Origin of the sequence: Chryseobacterium sp. RR2-3-20 (assembly GCF_017808115.1) — a bacterium.
GTDB lineage: Bacteria > Bacteroidota > Bacteroidia > Flavobacteriales > Weeksellaceae > Chryseobacterium > Chryseobacterium oryzae.
Genome location: NZ_JADQBD010000024.1, coordinates 13,229 through 39,226, shown reverse-complemented (window position 1 = coordinate 39,226; position 25,998 = coordinate 13,229). Strand labels below are relative to the sequence as shown.

The following is a 25,998-nucleotide window of genomic DNA, read 5'->3' as shown; positions in this document are numbered from 1 at the left end:
ACAACCCTTACAACTATTCAGTTTTTGAATAGATTTATTTTTGATAGAAATATAAACAACCTAAAAATAAATCTCGTTTGATAATGCACTACGAGTTTTTATTTTCTATTTTTATTGAATTAAAATCCAATAAAATAATTTCATGAAAACATCATTTATTACCGGAAGCCTTATTTTGGCTTTTTTGGCATCTTGCAACAATGAGCAACTTGCCGCAGTTTCTTACCAATCTGGAAAGTCTCCAGATGTTGTAAACTTTGAAAAGGCGATAAAAAGCCTATGAAATTCTGAAAACAGAGAAACTCCCGAAGAAAAAATACAAAGAGGAAATTTTCCTTACGCAAATACCATTGTTGCGTGGACAAATGTTAGTAACAATTCGCCATATAATCCACTAGATGAAAACGACGCTCAAGTTCAGAATACAGTTTGGGATCGTGTTGATTTTGAATTAAATGATTCAAACAATTATAATGCGTCATCTCCTTTAACTGGTTCTGTTGGTTTTGTATCTTCATGTATATCAACTAATGCATCTGTTATTAATGGATCCGGCACTTTAAATGGTAATAATTATGATTTTGTCGCTCATGCTTTCACGATGGGCGGAGATTATTGGGTAATTGTAAAATAGAAAAAATGCAAAGTCTAAAATATTTGTTTTTGTTTGTGGCAGTACTTGGTACTGCCCAAACTTTTAACTACAATAGGGATTGGGGAACGTATTTAGGTGGAGTAAACGGAAAGATTGGCAGATTGTTTGAAGATAAGAATACTTTGGTTTTAGACGGGGTTGTAAAAACGGCTAATATTTCTCCGGTACCTTCTGCGGCTTATTATAACCAGTTTATTACCCCGAATGAACAAGGTTTTCAGTTTGGTTTAAATAGTTATAACGTTAATTTCTATGTCTCAAGAGTATCATCTTCCGGTACGGCATTACAGTCTTTTGGATACCGCAGTTCCTCCATGATCCATAGGGATAAAGATGGAAATTATTTTAAGATTGTCAGTAACGGGATACCTACGGCAGGAGCCTGGTTATCTTTTGGTGTAGAAACGGCTCCTTTTAATAACTACCTGTTAGAAAAATATGATGCTAATAATAATTTATTATGGAGAACTTATATCCCGAATGCAAACAATGCTTCTGAGTATGTAAATATAGATTCAGATTGTCTAATTACCGATGCTGCTGGAAATATATATATAAAGGGATATACCCAATGGCAAAACTTAGGAGATGCAGGAACAGCATACCCTACCTATTCTACTAATTTTAAAGGTTTTGTGGTAAAGCTCAATCCTATTGGGCAAAAAATATGGGCGACATATGTTCCAAATAATGCATATAATGAAGGAAGATTTTGTGTATATGGCAATAATTTATACTTTACATCTTCATATAACATTAATAGTTCAACTATTACTGCAACACAAGGGGCTTTTCAGGTATCTCCAGCTGCGAATGTGATTTTAAACTTGAATGCGACTACCGGCGCATTGCAATGGGTTACTTTTTACGCTTCGCCAAATGAAAATGGGAATACAACCATCCAGTCAATTGCGGCGCAGGCAGATGGGCTTTATATTTTAGGGTTTATAAATCCTTTTAATTTTAATACCAATGGTTATTATGCAAGCTCAGGAGCTTATCAGTCTCAGCAACCGGGTGGTATAGACCTGTATATTGCTAAATTCGGAATGCAGGGAGAAAGAATTTGGGGTACTTATTATGGCTCTCCCGATGATGATGGTAATTATGGATGGAATGGTAGCGGTCATTTAGATGTAAAATACGGTAAAATATTAATAACCCATCTTCAAAACGGAGCAATCAACATGGCAACTCCGGGAGCTTATTTAAATACCAAACCTAATAGTAGTAATAGTGATATTGTTTTCTCAATGTTCGATACCGATGGCAATCGTCTTTTTACTTCTTATTATGGAGCATATATTGCGAATGTAGGAACCCAACCAGTATATGTGTATGGGCAGTTTTCCAACAAGTCAGATGCTTTTTTTCTTTACGGTTATACCCCATCAGAAAATGGTTTTACGCAAAATGCTTTACAAAACAGCATTATTTCTCCATCATCTTCTACGTATACTTATGGTCCGTATGTAAGTTATCTTGCCAAGTTTTCAGCTAATCTACTTTCTACAGAAGAAGCTGCAAAGCAGAATGATTTGAAGCTTTTCGACAACCCAAATAACGGTGCTTTCTCTTTAAAGGGAAGTATTCTATCTAAAGAGCAATGTAGTTTTACTATTTACGATTCTTCAGGAAGAATGTTGGCAGATATAGCTATGGGGAAAGCAGAAGTACAAAACTTTAATCTAAGCAAAATACTTTCTAAAGGAAGCTATGTTCTTACTCTAAAAAACAGTAAAAAAGAACCCGTAAAGATATTTAAAATGCTGGTGAAGTGAGCTTGAGGATTTTTTGTTTCTAAATCTTAAAAACAACCAATCTTCACGGCGTTCGCTTTTAAAAAAGCCCAGAAAGGGCTCTGTCAATAGGCATAGCCCTAAGAAAATACAAAAGTGAAGAAAAGCCCTGAAAGGGCGGAATCTTGATATGTGTTTTAAACATAAATCCTTTCTATTCCTTTCTTAAAGGTTTTTAGAACGGTTTTAAATGCGATTGTCGTGACCAATCTTGCTTTTAAAATATCATAATTATTGAAAATGTTTATCTTTGCAAAAATTTTTCTCACTTAAAAAGTTTATAGCATGCAACTGTACAACACTTTAAGCGCAGAAGAAAGAGCTAAACTTATCGACGAAGCCGGTCAGGAACGTCTTACACTGTCTTTCTATGCGTATGCCAAAATTGAAAATCCTAAAAAATTTCGCGACGATTTATTTATAGCCTGGAATGCACTAGATGCTCTTGGACGTATTTATGTTGCTCATGAAGGCATTAATGCTCAAATGAGTGTGCCTGCGGATAATTTTGAGGCTTTTCGTAATACGCTGGAAGAATATGATTTCATGAAAGGCATTCGTCTGAATGTTGCTGTAGAGCAAGACGATCATTCTTTCCTTAAACTTACCATTAAAGTTAGAAATAAAATTGTAGCAGATGGTCTTAATGACGAGACTTTTGATGTTACCAACAAAGGAATTCACCTTAAAGCCAAAGAGTTTAATCAGCTTTTGGATGACCCGAATACTATTGTTGTAGATTTCCGAAATCATTATGAAAGTGAAGTAGGGCATTTTGAAGGAGCTATTACTCCGGATGTAGAAAATTTCAGAGAAAGTTTACCTATTATAAACGAACAGCTTCAGAATTACAAAGAAGATAAAAATCTTTTGATGTACTGTACCGGAGGAATTCGTTGTGAGAAAGCAAGTGCTTATTTCAAGCATCAAGGTTTTAAAAATGTATATCAGCTTGAAGGAGGAATTATAGAATATACACGTCAGATAAAAGAAGATAATATCTCGAGTAAATTTATTGGTAAAAACTTTGTATTCGACCACCGTTTGGGAGAAAGAATTACCGATGATATTATTTCTCAATGTCATCAGTGCGGTAAACCGTGTGATAATCATACCAACTGTGCAAACGATGCATGTCATCTTCTTTTTATTCAGTGTGATGATTGTAAAGCCGCTATGGAAAACTGTTGTTCTACCGAATGTTTAGAAATTATACATTTGCCGGCAGAGGAACAGAAAAAACTCAGAAAAGGTAAGCAGGTTGGTAATAAAGTTTTCAGAAAAGGAAAATCGGATTCATTAGTATATAAAAAATCCGGGAATCTTTCGGATCAGCCTTTAGCTAAAGCAATCTCGAACGATGTCCGCCAAAAAATCAAACAGAAAAAAGTTCTTATCGGAAAATCTGAACATTATTTTAAAAATGCAAAAGTTGCACAGTTTATACTGAGTAACAAAACTCTTTCTGTTGGAGATAAAGTGCTTATTTCTGGTCCTACAACTGGGGAACAGGAGATTGTAATTGCTGATTTATTTGCAAATGGTGTTCAGGTGGAAACTGCAAATTCCGGAGATCAAATCACTTTTGAAGTTCCTTTCAGAACAAGATTGTCTGATAAGCTTTATAAAATTATTCAACCTTCTTAAATTATTCTTTTAATGCTTAAAGCAGATCTAAGAAAAAGATATATGGAAAAAAGAAAAACCTTGTCGAAAGATGAGGTTTTATCGTTTTCTAATGATATTTTTAAGAATTTTCAGGCTTATTTTCAGCTGAAACCAGGAGATAAAGTTCATTTGTTTATTCCGATTGATAAATTTAAAGAAGTTAAAACCGAATTTTTTATTGATTACTGTCTGCAAAATGCAATTAGGGTTTTCGTCCCGAAAGTAGTAGGAGAGCATCTTATTTCTGTGGAAATTTTCGAAAATACCGCTTTTGAAACAAATCATTGGGGTATTTCCGAACCGGTTTCTTCCATAGATTCTGCAGTTCTAGACTTTGATTATGTTCTTACGCCGCTATTATACTGCGATTCGGCGGGAAATAGAGTTGGCTACGGAAAAGGATTTTACGATTCTTTTTTTGAAAATATTTCTTCTACCTCAAAAAAAATCGGAGTTAATTATTTTAACCCCGAAGATATGATTGATGACGTGAGAGAAGAAGATATTCCCTTAGATTATTTGGTGACACCAACGGAAGTGCTGTCTTTTTTAGGCTTAAAATAAAAATTCGTAAAATAAAATTTGAATTCTTTTTTAAACTGAATTTCTTTAGATACTAAAGTATATTGAGCATTTCTTTCAAAAATTCCAATCGATTTATTTTGGTTGTCAAAATATTCTACATTAAATTTTGCAAGATTTAAAGTATCCTTATTTTTTATTTGCTGATATACATTAATAGAGTTTACCATCGCTTTTTTTACTTTAAGACTTTCCAGCTCTTTAAAAAGGTCTTTAAAGGTTAAAGAGTCAGGTTTCTGGAAGTATTTTTCCATCTGAGAATAAATTGCGGTATCTATTTCGGTATTTCTATTTCCAGATAAATATAGCGCAGACAAATCCAAAACTTCCTGAATTTTTTGTTGAGTAATAGTATTAATCGCCTGTGCACTGTCCATTTGCACAATTCTGTTATTGGTGTTTCTCAGTTTTTGGAGATCGCTTAGAGATTCCGTTTCTTTTTTTACACAGGAAAGGGCAGCTAAGCCAATTATTATGCTGAAAAACAAAATTTTACTGATTGTTTTCATTGTTAGAGATTTTAAATTTTATCGAAACAATTTTTCCTTTATCTTTTTTCATTTCAATCAACTTCAGATTCTTTAAAGAAGTGGTTGGTGTGGTTACAAGAGTAATATATTTCTGCTTATCGAGTGTTTCAACACCGTAGATATCACTGTCATACACCTGAGTAATCACTGCATCATTGCTAATGCGGCTTTCCAGCTGTTTTCTTTTTTGCTTTATCAATTCTTCGGTATTGGCTCCCTGGATGTCTTTAATAGAAAAATAGTAGACCGCCATTTTATAATCGTCTGGTTTTAAAGCAATCGTTTCTTTTTCTGGAGCGTTTTCGAGATTTCTATTGATTTCTAAGTTTTCGTAAACGGTAGAACTGATCTGCATTTTGAGATTTTTATCCTTTGAAGGATATACAAAGCACTCTCCAGGCTTAATTCTATAGAAAATAGGAGATTCGTTTTCTTTAATAACTTTAATTTCAATATCTCTTTGTACACTCAGATTTCTATCGGCATCAGTAAAACAGTAAGTATAAGTTTTTTGAAAAATTTCATCTTTAAATCCTAAAAGTCCGGCTAAAACAATAAAAATCGAGCTTGCCGCAATCCATATTGCTTTTTGATAGTTCTTTTTTTGCTCTTTTTTTAACGATTGTAAACTGTTTTCCTGAGAATTGTTTTTTTCTTTAATTGTCTGATTATCAGAATTATTATTTTGTAAATCATCATTTTTAGCCTCGGTTTTGATGATTTTTGATGGAGTTTGATCCGTTTCTGGCAGATTTAATGCACTGGAAATTGTTTTTTCCAATTCCTGAAGTTCATCATCATTCAAATCCTTATCTTCTGAAAGAATTTCATCAGCAAAAAGATGTTTTTTCTTGAATTCATACCACGAGCTGTATCCCGCATAAATACTCAATAAATTGAGCATATCTATTCTCGGAAGTTTGGTAACGGGAGAAGATTTGAAATAGGTGTAAAAAGATTTTTCGCTGATGTTTCCTTTTGCTTTTTTTCGCAAATCTTCCTGAAAATATATGATGTCAATCCCCTTCCATTTAGAAATATCATCATAAGATGGGGAGTGATCTTTTAAATATTGAGCCTGAACATCTTTTTTCAGCTCTTCAAAATGTAATAGTTCTAAATCGGTCACTTTATCAAAAAGTAGTTAAAATATTGATTTTCAGTTATAATTAATTGTAAAACTGTTTTACAAAGGTATTACAATTATTTTTCATAAACAAACTTTCTATCTGCTATACCTTTGTCTTGTTCAAATAACCGAACAGAGAAAAAGATTTTAAAAAACAATATTAACAAAATTAAATTTAATTGATTATGAAAAAGTCATTATTCGTAGCTGCTATCGCTGCTATCTCTTTAGTTGCTTGTAAAAAAGGTGATGCTACAGAAACTAAAACAGATTCTTTAAAAGTTGAAGGAGATTCTACTCTTAACGCTATCGATTCTACTAAAACTGCTGCTGTAGATTCTATCAAAACTAACGCTAACGCTGCTGTAGATTCAGTTAAAACTGAAGCTAAAAACGCTAAAGAAGAAGTTAAAACTGAAGTGAAAAACGAAGTTAAAAAAGAAGAAGTTAAGAAATAATTAACTCCAACTTTAAAATAAAAGAACCGTTTCGTTTACGAAGCGGTTTTTTTGTTGTTTACAGTTTTAAAATTTTTCTGTCGTGCAATTTAATTAATCTAGTATAATCATTAAGATTTTTTCTGTCTTAAAGTTTCATAACAGGTAATTGCAACAGCATTACTAAGATTTAAAGAATCTATACTTCCAGCCATCGGTATAAGAGTGTTTTTGCCTTTTCCCACCCAAAAATCGCTCAATCCGGAATGCTCTGTTCCAAATAAAATAGCAGATTTCTGCTTAAAATCTCTAGTATAAAGATCTTCGGAAGTATTATCCATAATTGTTGTATAGATATTGAACTTATTTTTTTGAAGAAAATCCACTGTTTCCTGATTTTCTGCCTGAAAAACTTCCATTCCGAAAAGACATCCAACGCTTGAACGAATTACATTGGGATTAAAAAAATCTGTTTTGCCATCTGATACAATTAACGCATCTATTCCAAATGCTTCGCAGCTTCTGAGAATTGCACCTAAATTTCCGGGTTTTTCTACACCTTCCACAACAATAATAGTGGAATTATCTTTTGGGATAAATGCCGACAAGTGGCTTTCTTTTGTTTTGTAAACGCCGATAATTCCTTCTGAAGTACCACGATAAACTATTTTTTCATACACTTTATCGCTGATTAAATGGATTTTCCCTTTGGGTAAATCTTTTTGGAATATCTGTTCGCAAATATAAAATTCTACAGCTTCAAAATTGTATTTTAAGGCACGTTCGTTTTCCTGCTGTCCTTCTACCGCAAAAAAACCAGATTTCTTTCTAAATCTGTTGTCTGTAAGAAGTTTAGAAATATATTTTACTTTTTCGTTTTGAAAGCTTTCTATTAACATGTTGCAAAATTAGGTAAAATTTGCAGTTAACAAAAAGTCTTATTGGTCTGCTGTAAGGAATGTAGATTATTCTTCCGTGTTTTCGGGTAGATTTTCTCTTGTTTCGACTAAGCTTTGCGGGAGTTCTTTTTTATTTTTAATTCCTAAAGCCTTTAATTTTTGAGTCTGAATTACAAGATTATCATTTCCGGTATAAAGTTGCTTGTAGGCATCATTGTAAATATTTTTTGCCTGATCCAGACTTTTTCCCACTTTCTCCAGATTTTCTACAAAACCAACAAATTTATCATACAGCTTAGCTCCACGATCGGCTATTTCTATAGAATTTCTGTTTTGATATTCTCTTTTCCACAAATCTGCTATCAGTTTGAGTGAAGTAATTAAATTACTGGGATTGAGCAGTAAAATTCTCCTGTCATAAGCGAAATTCCAGAGGTTTTGATCTGCTTGCATCGCTGCAATGTAAGCTGGCTCACTTGGGATGAACATCATTACAAAATCCAGAGATTTTCCGTAATCGTCGTATGCTTTTTGGCTCAGCTGATTAATATGATTTTTTACGGAAGATAAATGCTGATTGATTTTAATCTGATAAGTTTCAGGATCGGTTTCATCTACCAATTCTGTGAAAGCGGTAAGAGAAACTTTAGAATCTATAATTACATTTCTTTCGTCGGGATACTTTACAACGGCATCGGGACGCATTTTTTTGCCTGAAAATTCTGAAAAGATAGCTTTATGGTCTTCATCTCTAAGTTCGTGTTCCAGAAAATACTCTCTGCCTTTTACCAGTCCGGATTTTTCCAGTATGCTTTCCAAAATCATTTCACCCCAGTTTCCCTGGGTTTTACTTTCACCTTTCAGGGCTTTGGTAAGTCTTTTTGCGTCTTCCGAAATCTGTTGGTTAAGCAAAGCAAGTTCTTTTACTTTTTCGGCTAAAGAAAATCTTTCTTTGTTTTCTTTTTCATAAGCTTCATTAACCCGGTTTTTAAGGTCATTTATTTTTTCCTGAAAGGGTTCTAGAATATTTTTAAGGTTATTTTGATTTAAAACAGTGAATTTTTCGGTTTTTTCTTCTAAAATTCTGTTAGCTAAATTTTCAAACTGAAGTTGTCCTTGTTCCTGAATTTTTTTTGTTTCTTCTTTTTGGTTTTTAAGAAAAGTATTTTCTGCTGATACTTTTGCAAATTCGTTTTTTAGATCACTTAAAAGATCTGAAAGCTGAAGATTGATATCTTTTTCCTGTGAAACCGTTTGGTTTAGCTCCTGTATTTTTAAATTTAGATGATTAAGATTGGCTTGGTTCTGAATATTGGTAGTATGAAGTTCATCAAATTGTTTTCTGGAAACTGAATTTGATTTTATTAAAAAATAGGCTACAATAAAGCCTAAAATTACTCCAACGAAAAGATATAGAAATTCCATTATTCAAAATTACAAAAGAAACTAGTCTTAGAAAATTTTTCTTTTCCACAAAAAAACCTCAAAGATTGATAAGCCTTCGAGGTCTGAAAAAATGTTATGTGGTTGTTATTTTACCGTTGAATTGCATACGCCCCGACCTGAGTGGAGCTCTTTTTGTTATTGCGATACACGAGAATTTTAATCTGATGACCTTCGTTGTTCGCAATAGCAAAAAAGCGGGAACGGAGGGCGGATAAAGGCGCCCCAATAAAATTTAATCTTTAATTCTTAAGAATTCTTTCGCAAGTTCAATCATTTTAGGATCTCCTGTGTATTTACCATGCTCATCCGAAAGTTTTACGGTAGGAATCCATTCTTTGTTAATCGATTGAACGCCAATTAATTTCATAACAATGTTCATTGGTTTTAAGCCGACGTCATTCGTGAGATTGGTGCCGATTCCGAAAGAAATTCCGATTTTTCCATTGCAATAATTGGTGATTTCTTCAACTTTTTCGAGATTTAAACCATCCGAAAAAATAATGTATTTGAATAATGGGTTAATGCCGTGTTTTTCGTAGTGGGCAATCGTTTTATCTGCAAATTCTAAAGAATCTCCGCTGTCGTGACGAACGCCATCGAAAAGTTTAGCAAATTTTTTGTCGAATTGCTGGAAAAAGACATCTGTAGTGTATGTATCTGAAAGGGCAACACCCAAATCTCCGCGGTAAACATCTACCCAATGTTCTAAAGCCAGTTGGTTTGCCATTTTGAATCCGTATTCTGCTGCATGAAACATGAACCATTCGTGAGCGTGTGTTCCAATCGGTTTTACTCCGTATTTCATGGCAAAATGAACATTAGAACTTCCGATAAATGTAGAGCGTTTATTTTTAGTTAAAGCCTCCATTACCAAATTCTGTACTTTATAAGAGTGTCTTCTTCGGGTTCCGAATTCTGCAAAAGTAACGCCTAAGTTATTCAGAGATTCTGCTTTATCTAGAGTTCTTTTCATAACGACTTCGTTAGAATCTCTTTCCATGTGATTCATTTCATAATGAAGTTCGCTTATTAAAGATAATAATGGTACTTCCCACAAAATTGTTCTGTACCAGAGTCCTTCCACGATTACGGAAAGCTCTGTTCCGTCTTGTTGAATTTTTACTTCAGAAGGATCATAATGATATCCTTCCAAAAAGTCTAAATATGGTAAATCTATATATGGGCAGGTTCTTGCCATAAATTTCTTCTCTTCTTTCGTAAGCCTAAGTTCTGCCATTTTGTTCACGGCTTCTCTTAATGCCACATCAAATCCTTCAGGGAATTGATGTTTGCCTCTGTTGATAAATTCATATTTTACCACAGAACTTGGGAAAAGTTTTACCACGGCATTCTGCATGGTTATTTTATAAAAATCGTTGTCGAGAATCGAATTTAGAAGTACATTGCTCATTATTGTGTAATTTATACGCAAATTTAGTTATTATAAATGAAAATCACCCAAATTTAGGTGATTTTTTAGTTTTATGCGATAATATTATTTGCCAAGGTAAGAGTTGTACATCCATACTTCTTTTTCCTGCTCTGTAATATAGTCGCTCATTTGAGAATTTGTTCCTTCGTCTCCTGCCTTTTCTGTAAGCTCTAAAAGTTCTCTCTGTAAATCTATTACCACTTTAAAAGAATTTAAGATGATTTCCACACTTTTATTTCCATCGCTTACTTCTTTGCTTTCCTTAATGGTAGATACCTGAAGATAGTCTGAATAATTGTGAGCCGGAGTAGCACCCAAAGTAAGAATTCTTTCTGCAATTTCATCAATTTTCAATACCAAGCTGTTGTAAAGTTCTTCAAATTTTGGATGAAGGGTAAAAAACTGTTCTCCTTTAATATTCCAGTGAGAACCTCTTGTGTTTTGATAAAATACGGAATAATTAGCCAAAAGGATGTTGAGCTTTTCTGAAATTTCCTGACAGTCCTGTTCTTTAAGACCGATAATGTTAGCGTTTTTCATAAGTTTATTTATTTGCGACAGTAACAGGAAATATTATGCCGAAATATGGGTTTGTCCGATAGATGTTGGCTATTGATAAATTTTTGAAAAAGGTACCATTTAGATTTCTTATTATTGTGAAAAATTAATAAGTAAAGGATGTTTAAATATAAAATTCTAGCCGTAATAATAGTAATTGTCTATTTTTTGCAGCCTTTTTTCTTCTCAAATGGCGGGATTGGAGCCGACAGTCTTTCTTATTTTGGTATCGCAGCAGATTTGCCAAATCCTGAAACCAATCTTTTTCCTTTGGGCTATCCTATATTGTTGAGGGTTTTATATAATGTTGTACACGATTGGTTTTGTGCTTCAAAAATTCTGAATATTCTTTTTGTTATCGGTATTCTGGGTTTTTCTTATTTCAGGAAATTTTATTTTCGGGAAACTGTTTTGCTGTTTACGGGGAAAACCTGTTTTTTTGTATTTCTCCAAGCGATGTCGGAAGGTCCGTTTATTTTTCTGCTGTACTTTCTTTTTTATTTTCTGCATCAGATTTTTGCTGAAAAAAAAAGAGGCTTTCAGAATGCAGTAATGGCTTCAATTATTTTAATAGTAATGTTTTCTGTAAGGTATTCGGGAATCTATATATATGCATCTTTTCTATTATTTTTTGTGCTGATGTTTTTCAAAATAAGAAAAGCATTCTATTTTAAACCATTGATGCTTTTTGGAATTATATCCGGAACAGGAATTTTTTCTTATCTGCTGTTTAATTATTTAGTATTTGGAACTTTTACCGGCGAGAATTTGCGGGGAGTGTCTATGACAAACCTACCAATTGATATAATAAGGAGTGTTCTTGGAGTTATTAATGTAGTAAATCCATTTATCGGAATAAAGCCCTCTTCTGTGAGTTTTGCAAGTATGGCATTTCAATTTCTTATTTTTGTAGTAGATGTGGTGATATTTGCTTACTTACTCCAATTTTTCAGAAAAGCTAAAAACGATTCGCTATACTATTTTCATATACTATTATGGTGTATGTCTTGTATCTATGCTTTTGCTTTATTAATTTCCGGCTGGTTTCAGCAAATTGAGGAAATGAATGTAAGAATGATGGCTGCAGCAAATATCTGTCTGTTTTTCTCATTTCTCATTTTGTATTTTAAAAATGTAAATTCAGATAAGTACCTCTGGAGAATTGCATGCTTCTTTTTTGTTTTTATTGCGGCTTATAATTTAAAAGATGCAGATAATTATTTGAAAAATAAAAGTAAAATAGAACCTCAAATGGTAAAATTTAAAGACAAGAAATATTTATATAATAATGAAAAACATATTGAAACTATAACATCATACCAAATTTTGGGGATTGATAAAGTTTTTTATTATAAGCATACCAACAAGCAAAAAGGGACTATTAAGGAAAATATTGTGGGAACATTGAATCCGAAAATTAAATGGCTAATGAATGATAGTGTTCAAGACAAATCGAAAGTTCTTTACACATCTCAGATAAAATTCGATTAATATTCAGATTCATAATTGTAGTTTGGAATTTTATCATTGTATTAATTTTTATGCAACTAACTTACTTTTATTTTTATAACTGCTTGTTAATTAAAAAAATATTATTATTTTTGCACCCTAAAATAAAAAGCAATTAAATGCCTACTATTCAACAATTAGTAAGAAAAGGAAGAGCCACGCTTGCCAAGAAGAGCAAATCGGCTGCCCTTGATTCTTGTCCACAAAGACGAGGAGTATGTACAAGAGTATATACTACCACACCTAAGAAACCTAACTCTGCACTTAGAAAAGTTGCAAGGGTAAGACTTTCTAACGGTAAAGAAGTCAACGCTTATATCCCGGGCGAAGGACATAATCTTCAAGAGCACTCGATAGTATTGGTAAGAGGCGGAAGGGTGAAAGACCTACCGGGAGTACGTTACCACATCGTAAGAGGTGCATTAGACACCGCAGGTGTAAATGGAAGAACTCAGAGAAGATCTAAGTACGGTGCTAAGAGACCTAAACCAGGACAAGCTGCTGCAGCGCCAGCTAAAGGAAAGAAAAAATAATCATTAAATAAGGTACAAAACAATGAGAAAGACAAAAGCGAAAAAAAGACCGTTGTTACCAGATCCAAAGTTTAATGATCAATTGGTAACGAGATTCGTAAATAACCTAATGCTTGACGGTAAGAAGTCAATCGCATTCAAAATTTTCTATGATGCGTTGGATATCGTAGAAACTAAAAAAGGAGATACAGAAAAAACATCTCTTGAAATCTGGAAAGATGCATTAACAAACGTTATGCCTCACGTAGAAGTACGTTCCAGAAGAGTAGGTGGTGCTAACTTCCAGATTCCAATGCCAATCAGAGCGGATAGAAAAATTTCTATGGCGATGAAATGGTTAATCAAATATTCTAAAGCCAGAAATGATAAGTCTATGGCTTTGAAATTAGCTAACGAAGTTGTAGCAGCTTCAAGAGAAGAAGGTGCAGCTTTCAAAAAGAAAACTGATACTCACAAAATGGCGGAAGCTAACAAGGCTTTCTCGCACTTCAAATTCTAATCTGAAATGGGAAGAGATCTTAAATTTACAAGAAATATTGGTATTGCTGCTCACATTGATGCAGGTAAAACCACCACTACAGAAAGGATTTTATTCTATACAGGTGTAAACCACAAAATTGGAGAGGTTCACGATGGTGCTTCTACAATGGACTGGATGGAACAAGAAGCAGAAAGAGGTATTACTATTACTTCTGCTGCAACGACTTGTAGCTGGAATTTCCCAACAGATCAAGGTAAAAAATTACCTGAAACAAAACCTTACCACTTCAACATTATCGATACACCGGGACACGTTGACTTCACTGTAGAAGTTAACAGATCTTTGAGAGTATTGGACGGATTGGTATTCCTTTTCTCTGCCGTAGACGGTGTAGAACCTCAGTCTGAAACCAACTGGAGGTTGGCTGACAACTACAAAGTAGCGAGAATGGGATTCGTAAACAAAATGGACCGTCAAGGTGCTGACTTCCTTAACGTTGTAAAACAAGTTAAAGAAATGTTAGGATCCAACGCAGTTCCAATCGTTTTACCAATCGGTGCTGAAGAAGATTTCAAAGGTGTTGTAGACTTAATCAAAAACAGAGCAATCATCTGGGATGAAGCTGGACAAGGTGCTACTTATGAAGTAGTTCCAATTCCGGAAGATATGAAAGATGAAGTTCTTGAATATAGAGAGAAATTAGTAGAAGCGGTAGCTGATTATGATGAGACTTTGATGGAGAAATTCTTCGAAGATCCAGATTCAATCTCAGAAGAGGAAATCAACGAAGCGCTTAGAAAAGCTACTATTGACCTTTCTATTATCCCAATGACTTGTGGTTCTTCTTTCAAGAACAAAGGAGTACAGTTTATGCTTGATGCTGTTTGTAAATATCTTCCTTCTCCACTGGATAAGGACAATATCAAAGGAATAGACCCAAGAACTGACGCTGAGATCGAAAGAAAACCATCTGTAGATGAGCCTTTCGCTGCATTAGCTTTCAAAATTGCTACTGACCCGTTCGTAGGTCGTCTCGCATTCTTCAGAGCTTATTCAGGTAGATTGGATGCTGGTTCTTATGTTTTGAACACAAGATCTGGAAACAAAGAAAGAATTTCCAGAATCTATCAGATGCACGCTAACAAGCAAAATCCAGTAGAATATATCGAAGCTGGAGATATTGGTGCAGCTGTTGGATTTAAAGATATTAAAACAGGAGATACTTTATCTGATGAAAAGAACCCAATCGTTCTTGAGTCTATGATCTTCCCAGATCCGGTAATCGGTATCGCTGTTGAGCCTAAGACTAAAGCTGACCAGGATAAAATGGGTAACGCTTTGGCTAAATTAGCTGAAGAAGATCCAACTTTCCAGGTTAAGACTGATGAGGCTTCTGGACAAACAATCATCTCTGGTATGGGTGAGCTTCACTTAGATATCATCGTAGACCGTATGAGAAGAGAGTTTAAGGTAGAAGTTAACCAAGGTCAACCTCAGGTAGAATACAAAGAAGCATTGACTGCAACTGCTAACCACAGAGAAGTTTACAAAAAACAATCCGGTGGTCGTGGTAAATTTGCGGATATCGTATTCACCATTGGTCCGGCTGACGAAGGTAAAACAGGTCTTGAATTCGTAAACGAGATCAAAGGTGGTAACATTCCAAAAGAATTTATCCCTTCAGTTGAGAAAGGATTCAGAGAGGCTATGAAAAATGGTCCTTTGGCAGGATTCGAAGTAGAAGCAATGAAAATTGTTTTGAAGGATGGATCTTTCCACGCGGTTGACTCGGATCAATTATCGTTCGAATTAGCTGCTAAAATGGGATTCAAAGAATCTGGTAGAGCTGCTAAGGCTGTTATTATGGAGCCGATTATGAAACTGGAAGTTGTAACTCCGGAAGAATATATGGGTGATATCGTAGGTGACCTTAACAGAAGAAGAGGTACTGTAAACGGTATGGATGATAGAAACAACGCTAAAGTTATCAAGGCTTTTGTTCCTCTATCTGAAATGTTTGGTTATGTAACTTCTCTTAGAACTTTATCTTCAGGTAGAGCAACATCTTCTATGGAGTTCGAGAAATACGAAGCTGCTCCACAGAACGTTGCTGAAGAAGTAATCGCTAAGGCTAAAGGTTAATATTTAAATTAGATTAAAATGTCACAAAGAATCAGAATAAAACTTAAATCTTACGATTACAACCTGGTAGATAAATCTGCAGAGAAAATCGTAAAAACGGTAAAGGCTACCGGTGCTGTTGTAAACGGGCCAATCCCTTTGCCAACGAATAAGAGAATCTTCACAGTGTTGAGATCTCCACACGTAAACAAAAAAGCAAGAGAGCAGTTCCAATTATCAGCGCACAAGAGACTGATGGATATCTACTCTTCTTCTTCCAAAACTGTTGATGCTCTAATGAAATTAGAACTACCTTCAGGTGTAGACGTAGAAATTAAAGTGTGATAAATGAGCTTAAAGACTGAAGTCGGAAGATTGAAGCTTTTAGCTACACATTAAATATTAAATCCCTTTTCGAAAGAAGAGGGATTTTTTATGCTAAAAAATCATTTTAATTTTGAGTGTCCGTAATTTAACCTAAAATTATTAAATTTGTATAAATTGAAAGTCATCAGATGAATTTATTTAGTTTTACCGCTCATTTTGGAACAGAAGAAGATTGTAGGAATCATTTTAAGTCACAAAGAGATTTGCAAGGTGTTATTTGCTCTAAATGCAGCAGTAAAGAACATTACTGGAAAAAAGATAAATGGAGTTATGAATGCAAAAATTGCAAATACCGAACCTCACTTCGCAAAGGGACGATTATGGAAAATTCCAATTTATCTTTTTTAATTTGGTATAAAACGATGTTTCTGATGAGTGTAACGAAGAAGGGATTTTCAGCAAAAGAGATACAGAAACAATTGGAATTGAAAAGGTATGAACCAGTTTGGGCAATGGTTCACAAACTCAGAAAAGCTATGGGAAACAGGGATTCTAAGTACACATTGGAAGGAATAATAGAGTTTGATGAAGCTTATTTTACCGTAGAATCTTCTGAAATAGAACAAGAAAAAGGAATTCGGGGAAAAGGAGCAGTAGGCAAACAAAACGTAGCAATGATGGCGGAAAGTATCCCTTTAGAAGATATAAAAACAGGCAGAAAAGAAAAGCAAGTTCGTTTCTTCAAAGCGAAAGTTTTATCAGGTCATAATTCAGAAGAAATTAATAAAACTATACAAGAATCTATTGATAATCAGAGTATTGTTTTTACAGATAAAAGTACTTCCTATGTGGATATTTCAGATTTTGTAGAGCTTCATGTGATGGAAAAAAGCTCAAAAGAAACCACTGAAGAATCTTTAAAATGGGTTCATATTGCCATTAGTAATGCGAAAAGAAACCTTTTAGGGAATTATCACAAAATCAAAAGAAAATATCTTCAATTATATCTTAACGAATTCATTTACAAACTAAATCGAAGGTATTTCGGTGAAAAACTCTTTGAAAGGCTCATTATTGCTAATATCACAGCATTAGGTTAAAAAACGGATATTCAATTTTTAATTAACCTTTTTATTGCGAATTCTTTAATTCAAACTTAACATAATAAAAAATATTGTATTTTTTTAAGAAAAAACTTGCATAGTTTTAGTTTTAGTTTTAGTTTTATTGCACTAACTTAAAAACATTATATATGAGAAAGATTGTTTTGTATTTTTTATTAGTGCTATTATTGTTTAATTGTGGTACTAACCCTAATGAAGGAATTTCAGATGACAGTAAAATAGGCGAATTAGCTATGTACAAGGTAATGAGTAACCAGTCTCAAAATGCATTAAATTATGAAATAAGTAATGAACAATTTGTTTTAAGACTTTATTCTGATATTGATGGGAGTACCTATAAAAGTAAAATAGAGGTTTTACATGTAGTTGAGGATAGTGTGAAACTCTTTGAGTTAGATTATGCTTTTAATACTTCTGAATCACATTGGAAAATTAAGCAAAAGGAAAAAGTTTTAGCATTAGCAGAACATTTACAAAAAAAGAATATTGAGATTCCTATTTTAAAAGATTTATCTGAATTTATAAAGGAGTATACTCCTGCAATATATGAAAAGTCTGTGATTGAAAATGGAAAAAGTATAGAATTATTTTCCTCCATATATTATTATCAATCTAGTATTGATGTTAATGTAAGGGCTTCAAATTCAAATAGTCCAATGAAAGGAACAATTCACCCAGGGTATTTAGCGGGAAAAGATTTCTTTGTTTTTCAAGAAGATCAAATTTTTGATTTAAGTTTAGTTGATTTAGGTAGTCTTAGTAATTACGTCCATAGTACAAAAGATGAAAATTTGAAAAATTTCATTGTCAACAACAGTAGTTCGAAAATTGCATTTTCTGTAATTAATGACTTTTATGGTAGCACAGAAGATTTTGAAAATTTTTTAGATAATGTTGAAATTCAGCCAATGGGTTGTTCCAGTTGGTGTTTTATTGGATGTGGTTCAGATACCGGTTGTTGCGGCAATTATTCGGGTTGTTGTGTCTTTTCTGCGTTATCATGCTACCTCCACGATGTTCAGTGTGCAACATGTAAACCACCGACAGGAGCACCATCTTGGTACTGTGGACCTGCATGTAAACCAGGTTTAGAGAAACCTGTGAAATTCTTGATGAGTACTTCGTAAATTAATTTAAATATGAAAAAAGTAAATAAAATTATTCTTATCGTAAGTTTGCTTGTTCTTTTGAATATAGTTTTTCAGGCTTTTTTTTACAGGCAAAGATCAGAAGTTGAAATAGAATGGTTGCAACAAATTGTTTCTTTCTTGGCAAATTTTAATTTTCTAACTGTTTTGTTTTTACCTATTTTATTATTGATTTATTCGGTTATTACAGTTGTTAAAAAAGAAAAGTATGGAATGATTTTGTTAACAATCAATGTAGTGAGCTTTATTTTACTTTTTTTTACATAGCCCTGCCGATTTAAGTGATTTGGCAAACCTCTATAGTGCTAGCTATGATTTGGTGATGACAAGAAGAGAATTTTAGCTTTTGACAGTTATTGGTTTTTACCTGCATAAAAATGATTGATGGATATCTACTCATCTTGTTCTTCTTCTTCTTCTAAAACTGTAGATGCTCTAATGAAATTAGAACTTCCTTCAGGTGTAGACGTTGAAATTAAAGTGTGATAAATAAGATTGAAGATGGAAGTCGGAAGATGGAAGTTTCTAGCTACACATTAAATAATAAATCCCTTTTCGAAAGAAGAGGGATTTTTTTTTCGGAAATTTAACTATTTTTTAAAAACATCAAGAAAAACTGTAATCTTCCCCAAGGGACTTTTTATTGAAATATGGATAATTTCTCAAATTTTTTGGATGTAACTAACGTAAAAAGAGATTCTCTTCAAAAGGTACAAAGTAAATTGAAATCTTTGGGTACAAAAGAAGTGAATGAATTAGGAAAGTTTAACGTGATTTATAAAAAGAAAATTCTAAAAGATTTCTTGTCAAGAACTGTTCTTGTTCAAGATAAAATCATGTCGAATACATATGAGTATCAAGAATCTTTTCCTAAGCAAAGTTGGATAATTACAAACGAGAGAAGTAATATTTTAGGGTATTCTTGTAAATCAGCAAAACTTAATTTTAGAGGGAGAAATTATTTGGCATGGTACACAGAAGAAATTCCAAAAAGTGATGGTCCGGCTAATTTTGAAGGATTACCAGGGTTAATTCTTAAAATTACTGATGAAAATGGAGATTACGATTTTTCTGCAATTGCAATTAATAAAACTCCAATGGATATCTATGTAAGAAATGAAGAGTCAATTTTGAAAGTTAGTCGAGACAAGTTTAGAGAAGTACAGAAGGCTTATTTCGAAAATCCTGGTGCTTTTCTTGGTAAGGCTTATAATGAAGATGGTAGTCTAATCTCTATTAAACTAAAGCCTATTCCTTACAATCCTCTAGAATTAGAGTAATTGTTTTAATATTTTTATGATCCCTTTTCGAAAGAAGAGGGATTTTTTATATTTTAAAAATAACTTTTACAAAGTTTTGGAAATATAAGTTCGAAGTTAATAAAAGGCAAAGGAATTGTATAAAGTTTTTGTGTACATTTAACAGCATAATAAAAACAAAATATATGTCAGACAAAAGTATATTTGAACGATTTTCAGATTGGGCAACAAAATTTACGGGAAGTTCTTATGCTTTTATAGGAGCCACACTTATTGTCATTATTTGGGCGGTTTCGGGACCGGTTTTTAATTATTCAGAAACATGGCAACTTGTCATCAACACCGGGACAACGATTATTACTTTTCTCATGGTTTTCCTCATTCAAAAAGCACAGAATAAAGATTCTAAAGCTATCCAGATAAAGCTGAATGAATTGCTTGCCGCAAACGAAAAAGCTAGCAACCGAATTGTAGATATTGAAGATCTTACCGAAAAAGAATTGGATCAGCTACATTGTTACTACGAAAAATTGGCAGATTTTGCGGAGAAAGATGAAGACATTCATACTTCACATTCTATAGATGCGGCTCAAAGAAATCAGGATTATAAGCATGATTACTTTAAACGAAAACATGAAGAATGGCTACAGAAGAAACAACAGAAAAATGAGTCTGTTTAAATATTTTATCCAAAGGATTTTTATTGGTTTTAGTTCCTATTGATAGAGACATTAAATAAAAATATCTTCCAACTTAGGAAGATATTTTTATTTAAGAATATTATCTCTTTATAAAGTAACTGAAATACGTACAGCTTCCCAATAGCTCTTTTGCAGTTTCAGTATCGGAATATTGGTTTTTCAGCTGGGTGAAATAATTTCGATATTTTTGATTTTTCAGGAGAGCCATTTCTTTTTCTTGAGCGTCGGTTTTTTCAGACCATTTGGGATCGGCATAATCTATATTGGCTTGATGCTTTGCTTCATATTGATAAAATTTCCCTTGTTCAGCACTCGCCATTTGAAATAAAATCCGAGCTTTCTCTTCTCTATTCGTACTAATATTTAAAGCTTTTTGGTAGTAATTGATGCTAAGATCAAAATTATCCGGCTCAATAAATGTTTCAGAAGAAAAGTTTTTGTAGTAGTATTGATATGGACTTTCTGTCGATGTTGTCCAGAAATCATATTTACCACCATTACTGTTGTCGACATCCATTACAAAAAGCTCACGGTAATAACCGAGGATAGAAGTGTTATAAAGTACATTTCCAATTAGCTGATTGGCTTTTGCTGCTTTGGCATCTTTACCTGTTCCTATTTTTTGCAACTGTATCATGGCGTCCGCAAGTTCCAGTTTATTCATTTTGGGTTTAATGAACGGAAAGGCAGAATAATCTTCAGGTTTCATACTTTTTGTTTCTGGACTTTGGAAGCTTTCCCAAACATTATGTCCGAAAACCAAATTCGGAATATTGTTGTAGCCGTCGTAATTTTCTCCGTTGTAAACAAACTTTTCATATTTTTCGGTTTCAGAATTATATTTTTCGTAGTTGTTTCTCGGAATTCCGGAAAAGTTCAAAGCTTTTTGGTAATAAGATTTGGCTTTAGTGAAATCTGCAAGTTTCATGGCTCTGTCGCCGTAAATGGTAGCAAAAAATGCATCTATATTTCCTACATCATCCAGATTTTTAGCAATTATTTGCTGTTCGAATTTGGTTTTGTCCGGTTTTCTGTAAAATTCTTCAACACTTTTAACTAAATCTGAATTTGGGTTGTACTGCAAGTCGGAAAGTTTATTATTCATCAGAAAAGATTTTCCGTCTTCACCTTGAAGAAAATAGCGGTTAGCAAGAACATCTTTCAGAAAATCTGCTGTGGAGGGAGCTTCACCATAATAATCATATTCATTTATTTCGGTGCTGTCTTTTTTTACAGGTGGTTTTTCAATGAAGTATTCAGCATAGTTTTTCATTAAATGATCTTCGTATTCCGAATCTATTTTTGGCTGAGAAACAATGTCGTTAAGAACTTTCATTCTCTTAATTTCTTCCAGATATTCAGGATTGTTGGTTTTTATTTCAGATAAAATCTCCCTGCTTTCTTTATAATCTTTTTTTAGGAATTTTAAATAAGCGTCTGCAATCTGCCAATATTCATCTTTAGATTTTTCTTTCGTTTTTGATGTGAATTTTTCAAGATCATTCAGAAAATCTTTTTCATTTTCGTTTTGAGAATAATAGTAGGCATTATTTTTAATGTAAGTAGGGATTCTGTCCGGATTTTCAAACAGTTCATCGTTACTCTGTTCAGATTTTTCATTGGTTTTATCCGATTTTTTTCCACCAAAAAGGTTTTTGAAGAAAAGAACAATTTTCTGCCAGAAGCTCAGTTCTTTTTTCTCTATTTCTTTTTTTTCGGTTTCGCCAGTATGTTCTTTTTTGTCTGAATTGATATTACTGTCTTTCGAAGCATAATAATAAGTAGGAAGATAATTTCTTTCTAATTCATTAATACTTCTTGCAGCCATAACTTTTAGAATTTCAGAATCGGGATCTATTTCATACATTTTTTCCATCATAGGAATAGGATTGGTAAAATCTTCATATCCTAAAAGAAAATATGCCATGTTTTTCTCTTCATTATTTGCAGCTCTTTTCAGAACATTGCTGAACGAAGCAGAATCTGAAAGTTTCATCGATACAAAAGCAGATTCTTTCCTGCTTTTTGAATTTATAAAAACCTGAAAGAAATTCCAATTGGCTTCATTACCCATTTCGAGTCCTCTTTGTGCTCCTGCTAATTGGTCGAGAGCCATATAATAGACTGTACCTTTCAATTTATTAGGCAAAACGTAAGTTTTAAAAGCCTGTAGTGCAGCATCATAATTTCTAGTATAATGATTTAATCTTACGAGTTGATATCCGTAACGTTGCTTTATTTCGGGATTTTTTGTTGCATTATAGAGAGAAATTAAGGCAGAAGTTGTTTTTCTGTAATCTAATTGCTGTGCATTTTTAGTATTTTCGTTCTCGCGATAGTAAAAAGAATTGGCATCTTCCACATAATTTATTCTCATGTAAGGTTCCAGATATTTTGCTTCGATTAAATAATCTATAGCTTCGCGATATTTAGTGTAAAAACCGTTTCCTAATTTGTTTAATAACGGATTGTTTGGGCTGCCTTTTTTTAATTCATTTAAATCATTCAAACCAATTTTGTTCACCAGATAATCTGTTTCGGAATAACTCATTTGGTTTCCGAAAAACTTACGCCAAGACTCAATGTTTTCATCCGGAATCTGCGAAGGTTTGTAATCGGTGTAAAATCTTGAAGAATAATTGTGGAGAAATGGAAGATAAGATTTATCTTTTATGATGCTCTGCGTAAAAAGATTGAAATAATCGCTGTCCGGATCAGACCAAGCGCACGCTTGTGTATTAATATAAAAAAGCGATATTGCAGCCAATGAAATAATGTGTTTTTTCATAATATTTTGTTAGTGTTGGTTGGTTCTTTCTGCTAATGAAAGAATGTTTTTTGTACTTAGGATACTTTAACCATTTCTTTGAAATCAAATTTATGATTCTCAATATTTAAAAAGATCGGTTCTCTACAAATTTACTGTCTAATTGATAATATACAATGGTATAGTTCCCTATTTTTTGATCTAAGAACTGAATAGCATTATGAAGTTGTTTTTCAGAAATTTCTTCTACTTTTATTTGGAAGCCTTTATTGAGAAAGTTGCCGAAATAAAATCCATCTTTTAAAACTTCGGCCTCATTGGCTGATATTTTTTTGAAATCAGGATGATTTAAATCTTTAGTTGAAAGAGCATTAATCAGTTTGTGTTTTCCTAAATGATTGGTTACAATTCCCCATGAATAAATAGGCAGCGCAACTTCTATTTTTTTTATGGGATAGTCTTCAAGTTTAGATAAATAACTTTTCATAATATTCAAATCCAGAATAGAGTTTTTGTCCGAATTTTCCAGTGGTGATGAAGTAGAATAGCACATGAGATATACTTTGTCAACAGGCGGTATTCCGGATGTTTCTTTGTCTTTTACCTGATGTAGACGCAAAGTGCAGGTAATTTCTTTCTGAGAAATCTTTTTTAACTGTTTTAGAAACTCAAAATAATCCTCTTTTGTTCCTGGTGTCCAGTCGCAGTCAATTTGAATTTCTCCATTTGCTTTAAGCTGGTAATCTGTAATTTTCTTTTTAATTAAAGTATTTATTTTCTCTGCCAAAAAAGGAATTTCTTTTTTTTGAATATTAATAAAACTTCTGTTGGTGATGAAAACTGTTGGGACAATCTCTTTTTCAGTTTCAAAATTCTGATTTTTGCTAATTACCGCTACAGGTTCAAATTTGCCGTTTATTTTATCAACATCGAAAAATCTTGTATACAAAAAAGGGTAATCGGCTTTAGATAAAGCATCTTTTTCTGGTTTATCTAATGCAAGATTGGTTTTCCAATAGTAAAAGGTAAAAGAGCGTTTTTCCTTTTTTGTGCAGGAAAATAATAGAAGTAGAAAAAAAAGAAGTGCAGTTTTTTTCATAGTGAAATTTAGGACAGATAAAAATACTAAATCCTTTGGATGGTTTTAAATAAAGTTAAAAATCATTTAACTTTCTATAAATCAAAATATTTTATCGAAAATATTTGTCAAATAAAATATTATTCATAAATTTGCACACTCATTTTAGGGGAGGAGTATGCCTAAATTCAAAATTAGTAATTACTTGAGCACCCGAAAAATGACCGTGAACCCAAGAAAATTTTATAACATATTATATAAATAATGTCAGGTATTATTGGTAAAAAAATCGGTATGACATCTTTGTTTAACGAAGAAGGAAAAAACATTCCTTGTACAGTTATCCAAGCTGGTCCATGCTCGGTTTTACAGGTCAGAACCATTGAAAAGGACGGTTATAAGTCAGTTCAATTAGGTTTCGATGACAAGAGTGAGAAGAACGTTGGTAAAGCGTTAGCTGGTCATTTCAAAAAGGCTGGTTCGGCTCCTAAAGCTAAGTTGGTAGAATTCTACAGAGAGTTCGTAGACGAAGTAAAAGTAGGAGAAGAAGTAAAAGTTGATTTATTCCTAGAAGGGGAATATGTTGACGTTACAGGTACTTCTAAAGGTAAAGGTTTCCAAGGTGTTGTTAAAAGACACGGTTTTGGAGGTGTAATGCAGGCAACTCATGGTCAGCACAACAGGCTTAGAGCTCCAGGTTCTATCGGTGCTGGTTCAGACCCTTCAAGAGTATTCAAAGGGATGAGAATGGCTGGTAGAATGGGAGGTAAGCAGGTAACTGTACAAAACCTTCAGGTGTTAAAAGTGGATCAAGAACAAAATCTTTTAGTAGTAAAAGGTGCTGTTCCGGGAGCTAAAAATTCTTATGTAATTATCAGAAAATGGAACTAGTAGTATTAAATACATCAGGAAAAGAGACCGGAAGAAAAGTAACTCTAGACGAAACAGTATTCGGAATTGAGCCAAATCAGCACGCGGTTTACTTAGAAGTAAAACAGTACCTTGCTGCACAAAGACAAGGAACTCATAAAGCAAAAGAAAGAAGCGAAATTACTGCTTCCACTAAAAAACTTAAGAAGCAAAAAGGATCTGGTTCTGCTAGATATGGTGATATTAAATCTCCAACTTTCAGAGGTGGAGGTAGAGTATTCGGACCAAAACCAAGAGATTACAGATTCAAATTGAACAAAGCGCTTAAGAGATTAGCTAAAAAATCTGTTCTTTCTCAAAAAATGAGAGATAACAGCATTAAAGTATTAGAGGCTTTCAATTTCGAAACTCCTAAGACTAAAGAGTTTATCAACATCAATAACGCTTTAGGATTCGAAGGTAAAAAATCTCTTTACATCTTAGATGAAGCAAACAAAAATGTTTATTTGTCTTCAAGAAACCTACCTAAAACTAAAGTTCTTGCTTACAACGAAATTAGTTCTTACGACCTAATTAACGCAGGTGAGATCGTATTTTTAGAAGGTGCTATCGAGAAATTCCAAGAAAATTTAAAGAAATAAGTCATGTCTATTATTATTAAACCAGTTATTTCAGAAAAGGCTAATTACCTTACAGATTTAAGAGGTTCTTATTCTTTCTTAGTAGATACTAAGGCGAATAAAATCCAGATTAAAAAAGCTGTTGAAGCGGCTTACGGTGTAAAAGTAGCAGACGTTAACACAATGATTTATGCGCCGAAGGTTTCTTCAAAGTACACTAAAAAAGGTCTTCAAGTAGGAAAGACAAACAAATTGAAAAAAGCGGTAATCAAACTTGCTGAAGGTGAGGTTATCGATATTTTTGCTGTAAATTAATTATTAATTA

General features: G+C 33.2%; 26 protein-coding genes. 18 read left to right on the top strand and 8 right to left on the bottom strand.

Going from position 1 to position 25,998, the window contains the following annotated elements; translation table 11 throughout:
• The first annotated feature begins 142 nt into the window (after positions 1-142).
• The 4 genes from IV513_RS07755 (at position 143) to IV513_RS07740 (ending at position 4,686) form a co-directional block, all read left to right on the top strand.
• Positions 143-283, top strand: coding sequence for a hypothetical protein (locus IV513_RS07755; RefSeq protein WP_209390025.1), 141 nt, complete (start codon positions 143-145; stop codon positions 281-283).
• Positions 284-639: 356 nt separating this feature from the next.
• The gene (locus IV513_RS07750) at positions 640-2,436 is read left to right on the top strand and encodes a T9SS type A sorting domain-containing protein (RefSeq protein ID WP_209390024.1); all 1,797 of its coding nucleotides are present in this window, start codon (positions 640-642) and stop codon (positions 2,434-2,436) included.
• Between the two features lie 303 nt (positions 2,437-2,739).
• Positions 2,740-4,101: a rhodanese-related sulfurtransferase gene (locus IV513_RS07745; RefSeq protein WP_209390023.1), complete on the top strand. Its 1,362-nt coding sequence runs from the start codon at positions 2,740-2,742 to the stop codon at positions 4,099-4,101.
• Between the two features lie 12 nt (positions 4,102-4,113).
• Positions 4,114-4,686 (top strand): 5-formyltetrahydrofolate cyclo-ligase, encoded by a 573-nt coding sequence (locus IV513_RS07740; protein ID WP_209390022.1) that lies wholly within the window; start codon positions 4,114-4,116, stop codon positions 4,684-4,686.
• Here the strand turns inward: IV513_RS07740 and IV513_RS07735 are convergent.
• Both IV513_RS07735 and IV513_RS07730 read right to left on the bottom strand, forming a co-directional pair.
• Complete coding sequence (locus IV513_RS07735) at positions 4,638-5,213, bottom strand: hypothetical protein (RefSeq protein WP_209390021.1); 576 nt, start codon at positions 5,211-5,213, stop codon at positions 4,638-4,640. The genes IV513_RS07740 and IV513_RS07735 overlap by 49 nt on opposite strands.
• The gene (locus IV513_RS07730) at positions 5,197-6,363 is read right to left on the bottom strand and encodes a hypothetical protein (RefSeq protein ID WP_209390020.1); all 1,167 of its coding nucleotides are present in this window, start codon (positions 6,361-6,363) and stop codon (positions 5,197-5,199) included. Before IV513_RS07730 ends, IV513_RS07735 begins: the two co-directional genes overlap by 17 nt.
• Before the next feature lie 185 nt (positions 6,364-6,548).
• Between IV513_RS07730 and IV513_RS07725 the strand changes: the two genes are divergently transcribed.
• A complete protein-coding gene (locus IV513_RS07725) occupies positions 6,549-6,821 on the top strand; it encodes a hypothetical protein (RefSeq protein WP_209390026.1) in 273 nt (90 codons plus the stop codon).
• A gap of 110 nt (positions 6,822-6,931) precedes the next feature.
• On the opposite strand, the gene IV513_RS07720 is transcribed toward IV513_RS07725, so the two are convergent.
• The 4 genes from IV513_RS07720 to IV513_RS07705 form a co-directional block, all read right to left on the bottom strand.
• The gene (locus tag IV513_RS07720) at positions 6,932-7,699 is read right to left on the bottom strand and encodes an RNA methyltransferase (protein WP_209390019.1); all 768 of its coding nucleotides are present in this window, start codon (positions 7,697-7,699) and stop codon (positions 6,932-6,934) included.
• A 66-nt stretch (positions 7,700-7,765) separates the two neighbouring features.
• The gene (locus IV513_RS07715) at positions 7,766-9,124 is read right to left on the bottom strand and encodes a DNA recombination protein RmuC (RefSeq protein WP_209390018.1); all 1,359 of its coding nucleotides are present in this window, start codon (positions 9,122-9,124) and stop codon (positions 7,766-7,768) included.
• A gap of 253 nt (positions 9,125-9,377) precedes the next feature.
• Complete coding sequence (pncB, locus tag IV513_RS07710; protein WP_209390017.1) at positions 9,378-10,556, bottom strand: nicotinate phosphoribosyltransferase; 1,179 nt, start codon at positions 10,554-10,556, stop codon at positions 9,378-9,380.
• Between the two features lie 84 nt (positions 10,557-10,640).
• Positions 10,641-11,117 carry a Dps family protein gene (locus tag IV513_RS07705; RefSeq protein ID WP_209390016.1) on the bottom strand — a complete coding sequence of 159 codons (477 nt, stop codon included), beginning with the start codon at positions 11,115-11,117 and terminating at the stop codon, positions 10,641-10,643.
• Between the two features lie 138 nt (positions 11,118-11,255).
• On the opposite strand from IV513_RS07705, the gene IV513_RS07700 reads away from it, so the two are divergent.
• From IV513_RS07700 to IV513_RS07655, 10 genes are all read left to right on the top strand, one after another.
• Positions 11,256-12,626, top strand: a complete 1,371-nt coding sequence (locus IV513_RS07700) for a hypothetical protein (RefSeq protein ID WP_209390015.1) — start codon at positions 11,256-11,258, stop codon at positions 12,624-12,626.
• Positions 12,627-12,763: 137 nt separating this feature from the next.
• Positions 12,764-13,177: a 30S ribosomal protein S12 gene (rpsL, locus tag IV513_RS07695; RefSeq protein WP_002983146.1), complete on the top strand. Its 414-nt coding sequence runs from the start codon at positions 12,764-12,766 to the stop codon at positions 13,175-13,177.
• Positions 13,178-13,199: 22 nt separating this feature from the next.
• Positions 13,200-13,676 (top strand): 30S ribosomal protein S7, encoded by a 477-nt coding sequence (gene rpsG, locus IV513_RS07690; RefSeq protein ID WP_089793327.1) that lies wholly within the window; start codon positions 13,200-13,202, stop codon positions 13,674-13,676.
• Positions 13,677-13,682: 6 nt separating this feature from the next.
• Positions 13,683-15,800, top strand: a complete 2,118-nt coding sequence (gene fusA / locus IV513_RS07685; RefSeq protein WP_209390014.1) for an elongation factor G — start codon at positions 13,683-13,685, stop codon at positions 15,798-15,800.
• Positions 15,801-15,818: 18 nt separating this feature from the next.
• Positions 15,819-16,124 carry a 30S ribosomal protein S10 gene (gene rpsJ / locus IV513_RS07680; RefSeq protein WP_002661363.1) on the top strand — a complete coding sequence of 102 codons (306 nt, stop codon included), beginning with the start codon at positions 15,819-15,821 and terminating at the stop codon, positions 16,122-16,124.
• Positions 16,125-16,294: 170 nt separating this feature from the next.
• Positions 16,295-17,206 (top strand): IS1595 family transposase, encoded by a 912-nt coding sequence (locus IV513_RS07675; protein ID WP_209390013.1) that lies wholly within the window; start codon positions 16,295-16,297, stop codon positions 17,204-17,206.
• Positions 17,207-17,358: 152 nt separating this feature from the next.
• Positions 17,359-18,357: a hypothetical protein gene (locus IV513_RS07670; protein WP_209390012.1), complete on the top strand. Its 999-nt coding sequence runs from the start codon at positions 17,359-17,361 to the stop codon at positions 18,355-18,357.
• 12 nt (positions 18,358-18,369) lie between these two features.
• Positions 18,370-18,645, top strand: a complete 276-nt coding sequence (locus IV513_RS07665) for a hypothetical protein (RefSeq protein ID WP_209390011.1) — start codon at positions 18,370-18,372, stop codon at positions 18,643-18,645.
• Positions 18,646-19,028: 383 nt separating this feature from the next.
• Entirely contained in the window at positions 19,029-19,658 is a 630-nt protein-coding gene (locus IV513_RS07660; RefSeq protein WP_209390010.1) for a GLPGLI family protein, read from the top strand.
• Between the two features lie 164 nt (positions 19,659-19,822).
• A complete protein-coding gene (locus IV513_RS07655; RefSeq protein WP_209390009.1) occupies positions 19,823-20,317 on the top strand; it encodes a low affinity iron permease family protein in 495 nt (164 codons plus the stop codon).
• A 100-nt stretch (positions 20,318-20,417) separates the two neighbouring features.
• Here IV513_RS07655 and IV513_RS07650 read toward each other — a convergent pair whose 3' ends face one another.
• Positions 20,418-23,126, bottom strand: a complete 2,709-nt coding sequence (locus tag IV513_RS07650) for a hypothetical protein (protein ID WP_209390008.1) — start codon at positions 23,124-23,126, stop codon at positions 20,418-20,420.
• A 106-nt stretch (positions 23,127-23,232) separates the two neighbouring features.
• Complete coding sequence (locus IV513_RS07645) at positions 23,233-24,204, bottom strand: hypothetical protein (protein ID WP_209390007.1); 972 nt, start codon at positions 24,202-24,204, stop codon at positions 23,233-23,235.
• 243 nt (positions 24,205-24,447) lie between these two features.
• Here IV513_RS07645 and rplC point away from each other — a divergent pair, with 243 nt between their 5' ends.
• From rplC to rplW, 3 genes are read left to right on the top strand one after another with little or no spacing between them, the layout of a single operon-like run.
• Positions 24,448-25,074 (top strand): 50S ribosomal protein L3, encoded by a 627-nt coding sequence (gene rplC, locus IV513_RS07640; RefSeq protein WP_209390006.1) that lies wholly within the window; start codon positions 24,448-24,450, stop codon positions 25,072-25,074.
• Entirely contained in the window at positions 25,065-25,694 is a 630-nt protein-coding gene (gene rplD, locus IV513_RS07635) for a 50S ribosomal protein L4 (protein ID WP_209390005.1), read from the top strand. The genes rplC and rplD overlap by 10 nt, the downstream gene beginning before the upstream one ends.
• Positions 25,695-25,697: 3 nt before the next feature.
• Positions 25,698-25,988: a 50S ribosomal protein L23 gene (gene rplW / locus IV513_RS07630; RefSeq protein WP_042720941.1), complete on the top strand. Its 291-nt coding sequence runs from the start codon at positions 25,698-25,700 to the stop codon at positions 25,986-25,988.
• Positions 25,989-25,998 lie beyond the last annotated feature (10 nt).